General features: G+C 59.2%; 15 protein-coding genes and 1 pseudogene. 9 read left to right on the top strand and 7 right to left on the bottom strand.

The genetic code is table 11. The features are described from left to right. Positions 1 to 126 precede the first annotated feature (126 nt). Genes BLU37_RS21785 through BLU37_RS21770 form a run of 4 tightly spaced genes read left to right on the top strand, consistent with a single transcriptional unit; the run spans position 127 to position 3,051 of the window. Complete coding sequence (locus BLU37_RS21785; protein WP_090208789.1) at positions 127 to 675, top strand: chalcone isomerase family protein; 549 nt, start codon at positions 127 to 129, stop codon at positions 673 to 675. Between the two features lie 2 nt (positions 676 to 677). Next, on the top strand, positions 678 to 1,214 hold the full coding sequence (locus BLU37_RS21780) for a DUF3833 domain-containing protein (RefSeq protein ID WP_090208785.1): 537 nt from the start codon (positions 678 to 680) through the stop codon (positions 1,212 to 1,214). Next, on the top strand, positions 1,211 to 1,516 hold the full coding sequence (locus BLU37_RS21775; protein ID WP_090208782.1) for a DUF6482 family protein: 306 nt from the start codon (positions 1,211 to 1,213) through the stop codon (positions 1,514 to 1,516). Before BLU37_RS21780 ends, BLU37_RS21775 begins: the two co-directional genes overlap by 4 nt. 8 nt (positions 1,517 to 1,524) lie before the next feature. Further along, on the top strand, positions 1,525 to 3,051 hold the full coding sequence (locus tag BLU37_RS21770) for a cryptochrome/photolyase family protein (protein ID WP_090208779.1): 1,527 nt from the start codon (positions 1,525 to 1,527) through the stop codon (positions 3,049 to 3,051). 7 nt (positions 3,052 to 3,058) lie between these two features. On the opposite strand, the gene BLU37_RS21765 is transcribed toward BLU37_RS21770, so the two are convergent. The 5 genes from BLU37_RS21765 to BLU37_RS21745 form a co-directional block, all read right to left on the bottom strand. Beyond that, a complete protein-coding gene (locus BLU37_RS21765; protein ID WP_172833048.1) occupies positions 3,059 to 4,564 on the bottom strand; it encodes a sensor domain-containing diguanylate cyclase in 1,506 nt (501 codons plus the stop codon). Positions 4,565 to 4,810: 246 nt separating this feature from the next. Next, complete coding sequence (locus BLU37_RS21760; protein WP_090208776.1) at positions 4,811 to 5,542, bottom strand: proteasome-type protease; 732 nt, start codon at positions 5,540 to 5,542, stop codon at positions 4,811 to 4,813. A gap of 73 nt (positions 5,543 to 5,615) precedes the next feature. After that, positions 5,616 to 6,416, bottom strand: a complete 801-nt coding sequence (locus BLU37_RS21755) for a transglutaminase family protein (RefSeq protein ID WP_090208773.1) — start codon at positions 6,414 to 6,416, stop codon at positions 5,616 to 5,618. Then, on the bottom strand, positions 6,413 to 7,363 hold the full coding sequence (locus tag BLU37_RS21750) for an alpha-E domain-containing protein (RefSeq protein WP_010446452.1): 951 nt from the start codon (positions 7,361 to 7,363) through the stop codon (positions 6,413 to 6,415). The genes BLU37_RS21755 and BLU37_RS21750 overlap by 4 nt, the downstream gene beginning before the upstream one ends. A 3-nt stretch (positions 7,364 to 7,366) precedes the next feature. After that, positions 7,367 to 8,776 (bottom strand): circularly permuted type 2 ATP-grasp protein, encoded by a 1,410-nt coding sequence (locus BLU37_RS21745; protein ID WP_090208770.1) that lies wholly within the window; start codon positions 8,774 to 8,776, stop codon positions 7,367 to 7,369. A gap of 673 nt (positions 8,777 to 9,449) precedes the next feature. On the opposite strand from BLU37_RS21745, the gene BLU37_RS21740 reads away from it, so the two are divergent. The 3 genes from BLU37_RS21740 to BLU37_RS21730 all read left to right on the top strand — a co-directional run bounded on the left by BLU37_RS21740 (position 9,450) and on the right by BLU37_RS21730 (position 11,648). Continuing rightward, a complete protein-coding gene (locus BLU37_RS21740) occupies positions 9,450 to 9,767 on the top strand; it encodes a helix-turn-helix domain-containing protein (protein ID WP_090208767.1) in 318 nt (105 codons plus the stop codon). After that, on the top strand, positions 9,760 to 11,028 hold the full coding sequence (locus BLU37_RS21735; protein ID WP_090208764.1) for a type II toxin-antitoxin system HipA family toxin: 1,269 nt from the start codon (positions 9,760 to 9,762) through the stop codon (positions 11,026 to 11,028). The genes BLU37_RS21740 and BLU37_RS21735 overlap by 8 nt, the downstream gene beginning before the upstream one ends. A 386-nt stretch (positions 11,029 to 11,414) precedes the next feature. Next, positions 11,415 to 11,648, top strand: a complete 234-nt coding sequence (locus BLU37_RS21730) for a hypothetical protein (protein ID WP_232000372.1) — start codon at positions 11,415 to 11,417, stop codon at positions 11,646 to 11,648. Between the two features lie 3 nt (positions 11,649 to 11,651). Here the strand turns inward: BLU37_RS21730 and BLU37_RS21725 are convergent. Beyond that, positions 11,652 to 12,820 (bottom strand): IS3 family transposase gene (locus BLU37_RS21725; RefSeq protein WP_090208642.1). Its coding sequence is split into 2 segments (ribosomal slippage): positions 11,652 to 12,559 and positions 12,559 to 12,820, totalling 1,170 coding nucleotides; the frame shifts between segments, so codons are not numbered across the junction. A gap of 68 nt (positions 12,821 to 12,888) precedes the next feature. Here BLU37_RS21725 and BLU37_RS21720 point away from each other — a divergent pair. Beyond that, positions 12,889 to 13,155: pseudogene (locus BLU37_RS21720) on the top strand (MFS transporter); the annotation flags it as partial. A gap of 818 nt (positions 13,156 to 13,973) precedes the next feature. Here the strand turns inward: BLU37_RS21720 and BLU37_RS21705 are convergent. Continuing rightward, a complete protein-coding gene (locus BLU37_RS21705) occupies positions 13,974 to 14,879 on the bottom strand; it encodes a LysR family transcriptional regulator (protein ID WP_090208756.1) in 906 nt (301 codons plus the stop codon). A gap of 104 nt (positions 14,880 to 14,983) precedes the next feature. Here BLU37_RS21705 and BLU37_RS21700 point away from each other — a divergent pair, with 104 nt between their 5' ends. Then, entirely contained in the window at positions 14,984 to 15,760 is a 777-nt protein-coding gene (locus BLU37_RS21700) for an SDR family NAD(P)-dependent oxidoreductase (RefSeq protein ID WP_408003684.1), read from the top strand. Positions 15,761 to 15,835: the final 75 nt, after the last annotated feature.

Raw genomic sequence — 15,835 nt, 5'->3', positions numbered from 1 at the left:
CTAGAGCCCAGCTTTCATGGGGGCGGTCCCGAGAATCATGAATCGGCACAGGCCCTCAGATATTTATACAAAACTTGTACAAAGATATATGCTTGTACAATATCAATCGATTTCCGGTGTCCACCCATGGCACGCAGAATTCCGGCGCTCAGGCTGTTTGCCTTGAGCCTACTGATCATGAATGCGTCACCCGCCTGGTCGGACTGGCGCCCCGCAGTGAGCGGCGCTCGCCTGATCGGCACTGCCGAGTTCAGTTGGTTCGGCCTGCGCCTGTATACCGCCCGGGTGTGGAGTGCAGGGGCCGTGCAGGGCTGGCAGCAGCCCTTCGCGCTGGAATTGATCTACCACCGCGCGCTGTCTCGGGACACGCTGGTGCAGGCGAGCCTGGACGAAATCAAGCGCCTGGCCGAGCAGCCGCTGGCCCCTGCCACCGAGGCGCGCTGGGCGCAGATGATGCGAGAAGCCTTTGTCGATGTCCGCCCGGGCATGCGCATCACCGGTCTGTACCTGCCGGGTCAGGGCTGCCGCTTTTATGTCGACGGCCAACTGAGCCGCGAAATCGCCGATCCGGCTTTCGCCCAGACGTTCTTCGCCATCTGGCTCGACCCGCGTGCCCGTGACCAGCAACTGCGCCAGCGCCTGCTCGGCCTGGCCGCAAACCCGCAAGGAGAGTGAGCATGTACAAAAGCCTGCTGTTGGTCTGCTGCCTGTTACTGGGCAGTTGCGGCAACGTTGACGTCGAGCACTACGCCGGTGAGCAGCCGCGCCTGGATCTGGTGGCGTTCTTTTCTCGACCGGTGCAAGCCTGGGGGATGTTCCAGAAGCGCTCGGGCGAGGTGGTCAAGCGCTTCCAGGTGCGCATCGACAGCCGCCGGGAAGGGCAGAACCTGATTCTCGACGAGCACTTTCTCTACAGCGATGGCACCCGCCAGCAACGGACCTGGACGCTGACCCCGGACGGCCCCGATCACTGGCGCGGAACGGCCGGTGACGTGATCGGCGAGGCCCGGGGGCAGGTCGCCGGCAATGCCTTGCGTTGGCAATATCGCCTGGATCTGCCGGTCGATGGCCGGCACTGGGCAGTCGATCTGGACGACTGGATGTACCGCATGGATGACGACACCCTCATCAACCGCTCGAGCATGAGCAAACTGGGCGTGGAGATCGGGCAGATCACCCTGTTCTTCCGCCGTCTGCCGGAGGGCACACCATGAACCTGCAGGACCTGACCGAGCTGGCTCACGCCGGTACCATCGATGAGCTTGAACTGCTGTCACTGGAAGGCGGTTTTTACGTCCTTCGCGCGCTGAGTGGCGCAGGGCCGCAGACCCTGTGTGATGCGCGAGGCCAAGCGCTGCACCTGCGCTCGATCACCGAGTTGCGACAACTGCTCGCCGATGTGCCGCCCTTGCGCTGCATGCTGGTGCAGCAGGTGGTACACGACGAGATGTGTGGCCAGCGCGACGGCCCGATCGAACCCTTGCGAGTGCCGGTCAGTCTGGCCATCCAGTGGTAGCCCAGAAGATGCGCCTGGGCCTGGTGTTGGGCGACCAGCTTTCTTTCGACCTGGCGGTGTTGCGCGCACTGGACCCGGCACGCGACGCCTTGCTGATGGCCGAGGTCGACGGTGAGGCGCGTTATGTGCCGCATCACCCGCAAAAGATCGTGCTCATCTTCAGCGCCATGCGCCACTTCGCCCAAGCCCTGCGCGAGCAGGGCTGGCGGGTGCACTACGTGCAACTGGACGAGCCGGACAACAGTGGCAGCATCGCCGGCGAACTTGAGCGTTGGCAGGCCAGGCTGGGTGTCGACGAACTGCATGTGACCGAATGCGGCGAGTGGCGCCTGGAACAGGCCTTGCGCGAGGCCGGGCTGGCGCTCACCTGGCACCGCGATACACGTTTCCTGTGTTCCCGGGAAGCCTTTGCGCGCTGGGCAGCCGGTCGCAAGCAATTGCGCATGGAGCACTTCTATCGGGGCATGCGCAAGCGCTGCAACCTGTTGATGGAGCCCGATGGCCGGCCGGTGGGCGGCGCCTGGAACTTCGACGGGGATAATCGCAAGTCACTGCCGCGGGGATTGCGTGGGCCTTTCCCGGCGCATTTCACCCAGGATGCGATCACGGCCGCGGTCGTGGATTTGGTGCGCGAGCGTTTCGCAACGCATTACGGCACGGTCGACGCCTTCGACTACCCGGTGACCCACGACCAGGCCAGGGAACTGTGGACACACTTTCTTGAATTCGGCCTGACAGCCTTTGGTGATTATCAGGATGCGATGGCCGAGGGCGAACCGTATCTGTTCCATGCGCGCATCAGTGCCGCGCTGAACATCGGCCTGCTGGATGTTCGCCAACTGTGCGACGACGTCGACACGGCCTGGCGCGAGGGAAGGGTGCCGCTCAATGCCGCCGAGGGTTTCATCCGCCAGTTGATCGGCTGGCGCGAGTACGTGCGGGGTATCTACTGGCTGCGGATGCCCGAATACGCCGGGCTCAACTACCTGGGCAACGAACGGACGCTGCCCGAGTTCTACTGGACCGGGCAGACCCGCATGCGCTGCATGGCCCAGGTCATCGGCCAGACCCTGGAACTGGGCTACGCCCATCATATCCAGCGACTGATGGTCACCGGCAATTTCGCGCTGCTGGCCGGCATCGCGCCTGCCGCAATCTGCGAGTGGTACCTGGCGGTCTACCTGGATGCCTTCGACTGGGTCGAACTGCCCAACACCCTGGGCATGGTGATGCATGCCGATGGCGGCTACCTGGGGTCCAAACCCTACTGCGCCAGTGGCCGTTATATCCAGCGCATGTCCGATCATTGTCAGGCGTGCAGCTACAAGGTCGAGCTGGCCGTGGAGGAGGATGCCTGTCCGTTCAATGCGCTGTATTGGCATTTCCTCATTCGCCATCGCCAACCGCTTTCAGCCAACCCGCGGCTGGCGTTGATCTATCACAGCCTCGATGGCATGCCGCAGGCGCGGCAAGAGGCGTTGTGGCAACGTGGCGAAAGCCTGTTGGCACGGCTCGATAGCGCAGAGGCGTTATAAAAAGACATTACCCTGCGTCGGCATGCAGGCGGTTGCGACCCGTTTCCTTGGCGATATACAGCGCCTGGTCAGCGCGCTTGAGCAGCGACTGCCCATAGTCGAGATCAGTCGCCGTTGTGCAGGCGATGCCGATGCTGACGGTCACCTGCGCAAAAGGACTGCCCTGGTGGGGGATCGGTTCCTGTGCCAGGCGTTCCAGCATCAGTTGCGCGACGACACTTGCACCGGCGTTGTCGGTCTCGGGCAGAATCACTGCCATCTCTTCGCCCCCGTAGCGAGCCAGCAGGTCGGGCGGACGGCGCAGACAACGTGAGAGTAGAGTGGCGACCTGTTGCAGGCAGACGTCGCCAGCCGGGTGACCATAGGTGTCGTTGTAGCGTTTGAAATGATCGATATCGATCATCAGCAACGCCAGCGATTTCCCGCTTCGAAGGGCTCTGCCGACTTCCAGCACCAGCGTTTCGTCAAAGCAGCGCCGGTTGGCAAGGCCGGTCAATGCATCGTGCATCGCCAGGCGTTCGAGTTGTTGGTTGCTGTCGAGCAACTGCCGTTGGGTCAGTCTCAGTTCGCTCTCCACCGCGATACGGCGGTTGATGTTGCGTATCAGCATCCAACCGATGGCGCCGGTGAGCAGCAGCAGTCCACAGACCACCAGCAATGACAGCAGCGTCTCGAACCGCCAGGTCGCCAGGGCCTCGCGCTTACCCAGCGCAACGGCCGTCACCAGGGGCAACTTGTCGCTCTTGCGAAATGCATACAGGCGCTCTACACCATCCAGGCTGGAGGTGAAGGAGGCGGTACCCACCGGATTCTCGAGCAGATACTTGGTGAAAATCGGTGATTTGGAAAAGTTGTGACTCATGTCCTGCTCCCGAAACGGGTAGCGCACCAGCATCGAGCCGTCGGTGTAGGACAAGCCTATGGCTCCCTCCTGTCCTACGTCGATCTGGCCGAACAACCGCAGGAAGTTCTCCACCCCCAGCGTTACGACCACCACGCCCGCGAATTCGCCGCGGGCATTGTTGAAACGCTGGCTGACGGTAATCACCCATTCCTGATTGGTGCGGCTGCGGATCGGCAAGCCGATGAAGGGCTCGCGGGAGGGATCGTCGCGGTGATGGATGAAATAGGCGCGATCGTTGCTGTTGATGCCGACGGGGATCCTTCGCTTGGATGACATCAACCAGCGTCCGTCACTGGCGTAAACGGCGATACCGCTCATCTGCGGCATCAAGTGCTGCTGATGGTGGACCAGTTGGCTCAGGCGTTCGATCTGCTCAGGCCCGCTGCCCTCGGCCTCCAGGCGTTCAACCAGGTCGAGCAATAGCAGGGAACTCTGCCTCACGATGCTTTCGGAGTAGGTGGAGAGCGCCTGGGTCAGGTTCAGGCTGTGGACATTGATTTCTTCCAGCGCTCGTTCGCGGGAGGCGATGACCTTCCAGAGCGTCAAGGACGCGAGCGAGCACCCGATGACTGATAACAGAAGGACAACGAGATGGATATCACGCTTCACGTCAATACCTGATAGTAGTCAGCACTCCTGGTTCGGCGACCCGTTCCGAAGGAGGCATAGCAGAAAGCCATTCCTGGCTGTGGGCAAGGATACAGGGAGTCTAGTCGGGATGCAGTAGCAAGTCAGTGGCAGGCTCGGGAGGTTTTTTGGCGCTCGTTGGCAAGTGAGCTGCAGGCGCACCGGAGTGACCAGGCGCACCTGCCAGCGAAAAGCATCGAGGAACGATAGGGCGGGGTAGGGTATGAGTTACGTCATGTAACTTTGGGGCGGTGCAGGCAGATCGGCCAGCAGGTCCCTTAGCCCCTTGCACCACTGGTTGCGGATCTGGGCGTAGTAGGGATCGTCCTGGTTGATACGATGGCTTTGCGTCGGCCCGAAAGCGTCCTTGCGATACACCAGCAGATCCAGGGGCATGCCCACCGAGAGGTTGCTGCGGATGGTCGAATCGAACGAGATCAGGCTGCAGCGCAATGCTTCGTCCAGTGACATCTGATACGTCAGGTTGCGATCGAGGATCGGTTTTCCGTACTTGCTTTCACCCAGTTGCAAGAAGGGGGTGTCTTCGGTTGCCTGGATGAAATTGCCTTGCGGATAGATGCTGTAGAGCCCCATCGGTCCACCGGCGATTTGTCCGCCCACCAGAAACGAGCAACTGAGGTCGACCTTGCTCGTCAGCTTGCTGCAATCACGGAGGGTAACCTCACGGATGGTTTCGGCCACCAGTACTGTCGCGTCATAGAGCGTGCGCACGTTCAACAGGTGGTTGCCCGTACCGTTGCAACGCTGCCTGAGCAGGTTGACCACCGATTGCGAAGTGGCCAGGTTGCCTGCGCTCTGCAAAACGATCAGTCGTTCACCCGTCGTACTGAAAATGAACAGTTTGCGAAAAGTCGAGATCTGGTCGATCCCGGCATTGGTGCGTGAATCGGAGACAAACACCAGCCCGTCGGCAAGGTGCATCGCCACGCAGTACGTCATGTGCTTTACCTGTGTGTATTGAATGACCCGCCGTCACGGCAACGGCGGGGGATGCGGGTGGGGATGGAGGACCCTACTGTTGTTGCTGCTCCTCCAGTAGCGACGTGACCTTGACTTGCGCCAGCATCGATTCGGCGCCCCCTCCGCGGCGCATGCCGCGCACCGGACAGGCGTCGAGGTAGTCCAGGCCCACCGCCAGTTTCAGGTGGCGATCGGGTCTGGACAGCCGATTGGTCACGTCGAAACTATACCAGCCATCCTCCAGCCAGGCCTCGGCCCAGGCGTGACTGGCCAGGTGGTTTTCATCCTCGGTGCACAGGTAACCGGATACGTATCGGGCCGGAATCCCCAGGCTGCGGGCGCAGGCGAGAAACGCATGGGTATGATCCTGGCACACGCCCACCCCGGCGGCGAAGGCCTCGGCCGCAGTACTGTCGACTGCGGTGGCGCCTGGGCTGTACGGCATGCGCTCAGCCAGGCCCTCCATCAGTTCGATCAGGGCGGCACGATCACGGCGGTGGCCGCAACGTTGTGCGGCAAAGTCGATCAGGGTCTCATTGGCCTGGGTCAGACGGCTGGTACGCAGGAACGGCAAGGGCGACTGGCTGTCGTGTTCGACTTCGAGTGACGGGTCGATTTCCACCTGGCCGTAGGCGCTCAGTTCCAGGGCACTGTGCGGCTCTTCCAGCGTCAAGACGTGCAACACGTTGCCGTAGGGGTCAATCTGGCTGCGCACCTGGCGGGGCATCTGCACACGCCATTCGAGGATCTGCTGACGCTCGGTACTCTTGGGCGTCAGGCGCAGAAACTGGATGCTTGCGCTCACCGGGTTGGCGTAGGTGTAGCGGGTGTCGTGGTAGATGGCGAGCTTCATACGACCTCCAGGTAGGAGTTGTGAACAGTCTGGCCGAGTTGGCGGATGCACTCGATGAAATCGGTCAGCCAGGGATGCAGGCCGGCTTCGAGGATCTCGTCGATGTCGGTGTAGCGCAGGCGCGCATTGAGTTCCGCCGCCATGCGCTGTGAGGCGCGGCCAGTGTGGCTGGGCAAGCCGGCGAGGATAGTGTCCAGTTCCTCGATGCACGCATGCAGCGAGCGCGGTACATCGGCGCGCAACAGCAGCAGTTCCGAGACTTGCCTGGCGCTGGGGGCATTGCGGTAGATCTCGTTGAAGGCCTCGAACGATGACAAGGCGCGCAGCAGGGCGCTCCACTGATAGTAGCCGCGGGCCGAATGGTCGCTGACTTCATCGGACGCCTCGCCGAACATTTCGTAGCGTACATCGAGCAGGCGCAGTGTGTTGTCCGCCCGTTCGAGGAAGGTTCCCAGGCGAATGAAGCAATAGGCATCGTTGCGCATGATGGTGCCTGAGGTGGCCCCGCGGAACAGGTGCGAGCGCTCCTTGACCCAGTCACAGAATTGGCTCATGCCATAGCGTGCCAGACCGTTGCTGGCGATCTTGCGCATTTCCAGCCAGGTGGCGTTGATGTTCTCCCACATGTCGGCGGTGATTCGCCCGCGCACGGCATGCGCATTGGTGCGCGCTGCCTGCAGGCAGCAGTAGATGCTGCCGGGGTTGGTTTCGTCGAAGGCGAAAAAATGCAGCATGCGCGCGGTGTCGAGCGTGTCGTGGCGCTGGTTGTAGTCATCCAGGGTACCGGCCGCCAGCAACGACATGGCCAACTCGGCCCGGCCGTCAGTGCGGCCGGCCTGGGGCATCAGCGACAGTGAGTAACTGACTTCGAGCATGCGTGCCAGGTTCTCGGCGCGCTCCAGATAACGGGACATCCAGTAGAGGTCCGCAGCGGTTCTTGAAAGCATGTGTCAGTCCTCCACTACCCAGGTGTCCTTGGTGCCGCCGCCCTGGGACGAGTTCACCACCAGCGAGCCTTCGCGCAAGGCCACACGCGTCAATCCACCGGGTACCAGGCGGGTTTCGCTACCCGACAGGACAAACGGCCGCAGGTCGATATGACGCGGTGCAATGCCGTTCTCGACGAAGGTCGGACAGGTCGACAGGCTCAGTGTGGGTTGGGCGATGTAGGCCTCGGGACGGGCCTTGAGTCGAGCACGGAAGTCCTCGATTTCGGCCGCCGTGGCGGCTGGCCCGACCAGCATGCCGTAGCCGCCGGAGCCCTGGGTTTCCTTGACCACCAGTTCCGGCAGATGGGCCAGCACGTGGGACAGCTCCTTCGGGTTGCGGCATTGCCAGGTCGGGACGTTCTTGAGGATCGGTTCCTCGTCGAGGTAGAAGCGGATCATTTCGCCGACATAGGGGTAGATCGACTTGTCGTCGGCAAGTCCGGTACCGACGGCATTGGCCAGCACCACGTTGCCCGAGCGGTAGGCGGCAATCAGGCCGGGGACCCCGAGCAAGGTGTCGGGCGTGAAGGACAGCGGGTCGAGGTAGGCATCGTCGAGGCGCCGGTAGATCACGTCCACCTGTTTCGGGCCGGCGGTGGTGCGCATGAAGACATGATCGTCGCGTATGAACAGATCGGCACCTTCGACCAGCTCCACGCCCATTTCCCGGGCCAGGAACGCGTGTTCGAAATAGGCACTGTTGAAACGGCCTGGGGTCAACACCACCGCAGTGGGGTTATCCAGCGGGCTGGCGCTCTTGAGGGTGTCGAGCAGCAGGTTGGGGTAGTGGTCGATGGGCGCCACGCGCTGGCTGGCGAACAGCTCGGGGAACAGCCGCATCATCATCTTGCGGTCTTCGAGCATATAGCTCACGCCACTGGGGGTGCGCAGGTTGTCTTCAAGCACGTAGTAGCTGCCATCACCGTCACGCACCAGGTCGACCCCGGCGATGTGGGCATAGATGTCGCGGTGCAGGTCCAGGCCCTGCATTGCAATCTGGTAACCCTCGTTCGCCAGCACCTGCTCAGCCGGGATGATGCCTTGCTTGAGAATGCGCTGGTCGTGATAGACGTCTGCCAGGAACATGTTCAACGCCTGCACCCTTTGAATGCAGCCGCGTTCGACCATTTGCCATTCGCTGGCCTTGATGCTGCGGGGGATGATATCGAAGGGGATCAGACGCTCGGTACCCTGTTCGTCCCCGTAGAGGGTGAAGGTGATACCGGCTCGATGGAACAGCAGGTCGGCTTCGCGGCGGCGTTGCTCCAACAGTTCGGGCGGTGTATCCGCCAGCCAGTGTGCAAACGGCTGGTAATGGGGACGGCAGGCACCGTCCGCGTCATACATTTCGTTGAAAAAAGATCGGGACATACCGCACTCCTTGCCGTTCAAAACGACGGCATTTTCCTGCAACTTGGTTACTTCACGATGCGAGACCCTGCTAGATGATCGAGTACTGGTTTGGAGAGGCACCTCAGTGTGCGTTGTCGACTTCCAGCGGCGCGTCGGATAGGCGCCGCTTGCCCTGTCCATACGGGCTGCCTGGCTCACATTTTTCTTTTGTGAATGCAGACTTGCGCTGGTAGGCAAGCTTTAGCAATAACGATGCCGGAAAACCGTAAGTCCGCAAATCAAGCGCTTTCCCGGGGCGGGGCGCTCAATCTCGCGCGGTTTATATCGTCTCGCGGGGTCGGGGCAGGGGGATGAGGCAAGGCAAGGCGTTGGGCCTGCTCCCGCTGCTCGGGGCTTTGCACCAAAGTGGCGCACAAAAGCTTTCGTCGTCCGTTCTATCAGCCTGCTCAGCTACATTCGGGTGCAAGCCAGGTTTTCGCTCACAATACGATTCTGGATGGTCACCCATGGCTAGCTTCGCCCGGCGAAGCCTTCGCTTGAGTTTGATGAGAGGTAAATCCATTAAATTGTGGCTAAACCATGAAAATGATCGATAAAGCACAAAATACGGGAATTATGTAAGTTGATAGAACTTGGTCTTAATTCTATAATTTTGGGCGTTAACTGGCGAAAAATAGGCTGAGTACACACTATGCTGGATTTAAGCTTCAGCAAGCCGAGCGAGGTCGTCAAGTGCCTGTGCGCTCGCTTGCGCACAGAGCGCTTGGCGCTGGACATGACACAAGCCGACTTGGCTGGGCGTGCTGGTATCGGCACCAACACGGTGTCCAACCTTGAAGCCGGGCGCAATGTCGGGTTCGAAAACGTGGTCCGGGTAGCGATAGCGCTTGGCCGAACCAAGGAGCTCGAAGGCCTGTTCCTGCCAAAACTGGAAAGCATCGAGGATATTCGGCGCTACGAAAACAGCGCCAATCGTCTGCGCACAAAGAGGAAGCCGGGCAATGCTTGAGCAGGTGAACGTCTTCTACGAGGGCTGGGGTGAGCGATGGCAATGGGGCACGCTGGTTTCCACCACCGCCCTGACCGGTCGCCCGCTGATCGTGTTCGAGTACAGTAATGAAGCCAGGCAAAGGGGCTTGGAACTGTCCTCCTACACATTGCCATTGCAGGGGGCTCAACTGCGTCGGGATTTTCCAGACCACCAACTGCACTTGCCAGGGCCTGTTTACGACTCGCTGCCGGATGGCTGGGGACTGTTGCTGATGGACCGCCTGTTCAGGCGCCGTGGGCTCACCACAGCACGTATCGGCTCACTGGAACGGCTGGCCTATATCGGTAGCAATGCGATGGGTGCCATGACGTTTGAGCCAGTGGCACCCGAAGGGCGGGAATCTGAAGTCCACATCCAGTTGGAACAGCTTGCCGCCGAAGTGCAGGAAGTGCTGCATGGAGACGGTGGCGAGTTTCTGCAGACGTTGCTGCTGGTGGGCGGTTCGCCTCAAGGTGCAAGGCCCAAGGCCCTCATCTATCGCGACCCTGAAACTGGTGGGTTTACCACTGCCGTCACGCCGGGCTTTGAAGCATGGTTGGTTAAGTTTCCGGCCAAAGAAGAACATGCAGAGGTGTGCGCTATCGAAATGGTCTACGCCGAGTGCCTGCGCCTGTGCGGTATCGAAACCCCAGATACGCAGTACTTCAGCCTGCCGAACGGCTTGGCAGCGTTTGCCAGTAAGCGATTTGACCGCCGGGATGGTCTGCGCGTCCCCATGCAAAGCCTCGCGGCCTTTACGGGGGCAAATTACCGCTGTCCGGGGGTGCTGGATTACGTCAACTTCTTGCGGGCCACACAGATGTGTACCAACGACGTGCGGGCGATGGCGGTGGCCTTTGAGCGTGCCGTCTTCAATGTGGCGTTCAACAACAGAGACGATCACCCCAAGAACTTTGCCTACATCATGTCGCAAGACGGTCAGTGGAGACTGTCGCCGGCTTACGACGTGACCTTCTGCGAGGGGCCAGGTGGGTATCACCAGATGGATGTGATGGGGGAAGCCCTGTCGATTTCCCGAGCGCAAATGCTTCGGCTTGCCGAGGAGGCTGAGGTGTCCCCGGACGCTGCGGGTAGAGTGATTGACGGCATTTGTGAGGTAGCGAGCCGGTTTGCAGCCATCGCCAAGAACATGTACCCACAGGTTATTACTCAAGACACCTTGCGCACGATCCAAGGCCGCATCGATCAGAACGTAGCTCGGTTACATCATGGTCTATGAAAGGCAAAAATGATCCGCTGGACAGTCTGCCAGGCCACGCCTAGAGGCTATCAGGATCCCCACAAAACATTTTGACTGGGCTCTAGGACGGTAGTTTCACAACAAAAAAAGTGCGTTGTGCCCCCATTTTTGCCCCCAATCGCGTCGAGTGTGCAGAGCGACTGCGAATGGCGATTTATGAAAGCTACTAATGCTGCACTTGCTGGCCTTCAGTGTGTCCACCCACTATGAGGGGGAGTGGCGGCTACGCGCTTGCGATGAGCTGGGCCCCCCTGATTCCCAAGGCTACAAAACGGCCTGCTCACTATACCGGTGGGATAAGTGAGCGTAACCCAGATGTGATAACGTCTCGTGCCTCAGCAAGCCGCGTAGACAAAGGAGTTCGTGTGGATAGGGATTGGGTAAAAGATCTGATCGAGAATTTTTCTTCGGCCACGATTGGTGACATGGACATCCCGAAGCTAATTCACGACAAGCACCTGAACACGCCCAATCGACTGTTCAAAATCAGAGCCTGCGGCGAGTTCGCGCTGAAGAACCTGGCTGAGAAAACCCTATATCTGAGCGTAGCCAATGGATTCAACGATCCCTACGACACGGCATTCTGGGTTGACTTGTAGTGGTCAACAATTCCCGGACACAGAATTGAGTTTTTCTTCCGCAACCGCCGGCGGTACGAAACCGTTGTGCTGATGCGGCCTTGTCCAGTTGTACCGCTGCATGAGGTAGCGGCCGATGTCCTGCTCAGCCAACGCTGTCGTCATGTAACCCACCGTCGGCACCCACTCCGTTTTCAGGCTACGAAACAGCCGCTCCATGGGTGCGTTGTCGTAGCAATTTCCCCGTCGGCTCATGCTTTGGGTCATCCGATAGCGCCAGAGCCGCTGGCGGAAACTACGGCTTCCATATTGGCTGCCTTGGTCGCTGTGAAACAGGACGCCCCGTGGTCTACCGCGCATCTCGTAGGCCTTGTCGAGTGCCTTGATGACCAGCTCGGCATCAGGCTTGGCGGACATCGCCCAGCCCACTACTCTGCGGCTGTACAAGTCCAGCACAACGGCCAGGTAACTCCATCGCCCCTGTGCCCAGATATAGGTGATATCACCGCACCAGACCACATTCGGCGCGGCCACGGTGAACTGCCGATCAAGGACATTGGGAATGTCGGGGCGCTCAACCGTGGCCTTCTTGTACGCATGAGAACCAGGCTGTTTGCTGATCAAACCCTGCTCCTTCATCAATCTTCTGACTTTGAAGCGCCCGATCTCGACGCCTTTATCCCGGAGCATAGCCACGAGACTGCGGCTACCGGCTGAGCTACGACTTTGGCTGAACAGCTCGTTGACACGGCTGCGCAGACTCACTCGGCGCACATCGATACGACGCCGCCGGGCCAGATGGGCGTAGTAACAAGATCGGGGCAGCTCGAAGACCGAACACAACAATTGAACGGGGTAATGCTTGGCCAACTGCCGAATCGATCTCAACGTCTGCGCCCGTGTTCCTCGGCCATCAAGAGCGCAGTGGCCTCCTTTAGGATTTTCTTCTCAAGCTCCAGCCGGTTGATGCGGGCCTGAAGCTCCTGGATGGTCTGCTGCTCCGGCGTGAGCGCCTTGGCAGTGGGCGTAACGCCTCCGCGCTCCAGTTGCAACTGGGCAACCCAGCGGCGCAATAAGCTCTCACCCACGTCGAGGGATCTGGCGGCCTCGGGGCAGCTGTAGCTTTGGTCAAGCACGAGGCTGGCAGCCTCGCGCTTGAAGGTCGGGGTGAAAGTACGTCGTTGTCTGCTCATCGAACACCTCTGTATGGCGATCATTCTCGCCTAAAAAGGTGTCCGGGGTTAGTAGACCACTACAACTGTTGGCATTGCTGTGTTTGGCAGTCCTCGGGTTTGGGATCACCGTGAGTAACGTGAGCAGTAATATGCAGCTGCAAAGTGGCGCGCCTGGCGCACTGCGCGGACGAGTTATTGCGTTCTACATCGCCCTGCGTTTCGGTTTTGAGGCTATTGGAGGACTGCTCGCGGGGCTGATTGCGGCCCAACTCGGGGCGCCTTTGACGCTAGGGATAGCGGGTGGACTGTTGTTAATGATCGTTATTGCTCGTGAAATCTCCAATCGTAGGTAACGTGCGGCCTAGGGGTAGTCTGAAAGGGCATCTTCCGACCTTAGAGCCGTCAGTGTTTCAAAAAACGACCTACGTCGAAATTAGACCTATATTGCTCCAGTGTTTTCCAGCGGACGATGGAAAAGGCTCGGCGTACAGACTCGGCTGGTTGATCATGGACGGGATTACGTCGATCTTCGTATGGATCAGTACGCCGACCCAGAGTGTCCATACCACCTTTGAGATCCAAGACCTGATTCTGCCAATTTTAGTGATCTAACGTGCATTGGAAGCAGGATTTTAATGAGCATTCCTCAGCCGTCTCGAGTTTCGCCATTGTTCGTGGTATTGGCACGGTTCGGCGTGACTCTCGTGATCGTTATCTTTGTCCTGCCCCCTTCGATCCTTAGCCTCAATGGTCGCAGCCAGTCATGTCCCGCCTTGAGCCAGGTCTTTATGCTCATAGGCTGTGATGCTTGTCTACAATACATAGAGGCTGAAGCTGAGAACGCCGAGGTGATCAACCGTCGGACCACATTTTCGAACTAAGTATCATCGCCTACGCGCGTGTGGTGGGCTCGTGGTACTGATCGGAGAGCTCAGCTCCATTGGCGATTAATCTGGTCAACTGCCTTCCGCCGCCCTTCATCTCCGCATAGGCCAAGTGTCCTCGCATCATGGCCTGCTAAAAATGAAGCTGGTGGTCACGATTTATAATCGAACCGCAACCAACTCATTGATTTTTTCTCCGATCAGTGCTGCCTGAGGTAGATAACCTACCTATTGAAAATGCGATCCAGCGAATTGCTATCGACAAACGGGCCAAAGATTTTTACCAGTCAAACACGACGAGGCTCGCCCTCTGCAATTTCGCGTATCAGGCTCAGGTAACGAAGCGCGCCCAGTCCCAGGGGCCGGTTTTTTACCCAGATGATATCGACCCATAGCCGCATCTGACTCGGCATGTAGTCAAACACCACCTCCGTCAATGCACCTGACGTGATGAGAGGGTGTACCAGCGATTTTGGAAGATAAGCCCAACCCAATCCTTGCTGCACCAGGTCCAAAGTGGCCAGATAATTGTCGCTGTGCCAAATCCGGCGCGACAGCACAACACGTGGGTCAGAGTCTGCAGGTCCTCCGGTCGCGACGATGATCTGCCGAACATTGACCAGTTGCTCCTCACTCAAGGGGCTTTTTTTGCCGGCGGCCGCAGGGTGATCCGGAGCAGCAACCGCGATTAACAATTGGCTCCCCGCCTCAAGAAATGTCTCGCGCTCATCAAGCCCTGGCCGTTCGAACCCAAGCGCCAATTGCACACGCCCTTCATGGAGCATGCGCATCGCTTCCGGATGGGATGCGGAGCGAATCTCGATTTCCAGCGTGGGAAACTCCCTGGCGATAATGGACAGCGGACGATTCCAGATGCCTGTTTGCAACTCCGGCGCCATCGCAAGGACCAAGCGCTCTTCCAATCCCTGATGAAGCTGCAGCGCATGGGCGTCCAGCAGGTTCAGTTGGCTCACGACCTGCCTTGCCTGGGGCTCAAGTGCTTTGGCGGCGGCCGTAGGAATGGCTTTGCGGGTTGATCGGTCAAACAGCAACAAATCCAGCTCGGCTTCAAGCTGCGACACCGCCATGTTGATGGCCGAGGGCACCCGGCCTAATTTTCGCGCCGCCGCCGAAAAGGATCCGCTGTCGATGACCGAGAGGAAAATTTTAAGTGACTCACTGGTAAACGCCATAGGTGTTGTCAAATTTTCTGATGATGATCGTCTTTATGTATCAGGTTTATTCGCCTAGTTTCTACTCTCTTTCAAATTAAATACGTGGGCACACCATGTTGGATATGCAATTTAGAGGGCATGTTGCACTCGTCAGCGGTGCCGGAAGTGAAGCCGGGATCGGAATGGCCATCGCTCGCAGGCTAGGTGCATCCGGAGTGAAGTTGATCATCACTGCGAGCAGCGCTCGTATTCTGGATCGGGTGAAAGAGCTGCGCGCTGAAGGGTTCGACGTTGAAGGCCGACCCGCTGACCTCACTGATGAAAGTCAGGTGCGTGAATTCGGCCTATGGGCAGAGTCAGTCTGGGGGCGGGTCGATATTCTGGTGAATAACGCCGGTATGGCCATGCAAGGAAGCCCTGAGGTTTTCTCGGAATTGGCAACAATGGAACTGCATGAGTGGAATCTTTCACTGGCCAGAAATTTAACTACAGCTTTTCTTCTGACCCGCGCTGTTTTGCCTGGCATGAAGGCGAGAGGTTATGGGCGCATTGTCAATATCAGTTCCACCACGGGCACCCGGTGCAGCAATCCTGGTGAAGCCGCTTATAGCGCCGCCAAGGCCGCGATGGTGGGTATGAACATGGGGCTCGCACTTGAAGTCGCCAAACAGGGAATTACCGTAAACAGCGTGGCTCCGGGATGGATCACCACCGGCTCCACCACGCCGGCCGAAACAGAGGCGGGGCGTTTTACCCCGATTGGGCGAGCAGGCAGCCCCCGCGAAGTGGCGGCGGCGGTTGCATTTCTGGCGTCGCCTGACGCCAGTTACATCACCGGTGAAGTCCTGGTGGTGGATGGCGGGAATTGTCTGGTCGAGAACAAATCCCCTCACGCCTGACGTCAAGGACGGGGCTATCACTGCGCGCTGTAAAAGCGCGATGTTTTCGAAGAATGAGTAAGTTCGCCGAGCCGT

Origin of the sequence: Pseudomonas asplenii (assembly GCF_900105475.1) — a bacterium.
Classification (GTDB): domain Bacteria; phylum Pseudomonadota; class Gammaproteobacteria; order Pseudomonadales; family Pseudomonadaceae; genus Aquipseudomonas; species Aquipseudomonas asplenii.
The sequence above is the reverse complement of the archived record's forward strand: the minus strand, read 5'-3'. Positions and strand labels throughout refer to the sequence as shown.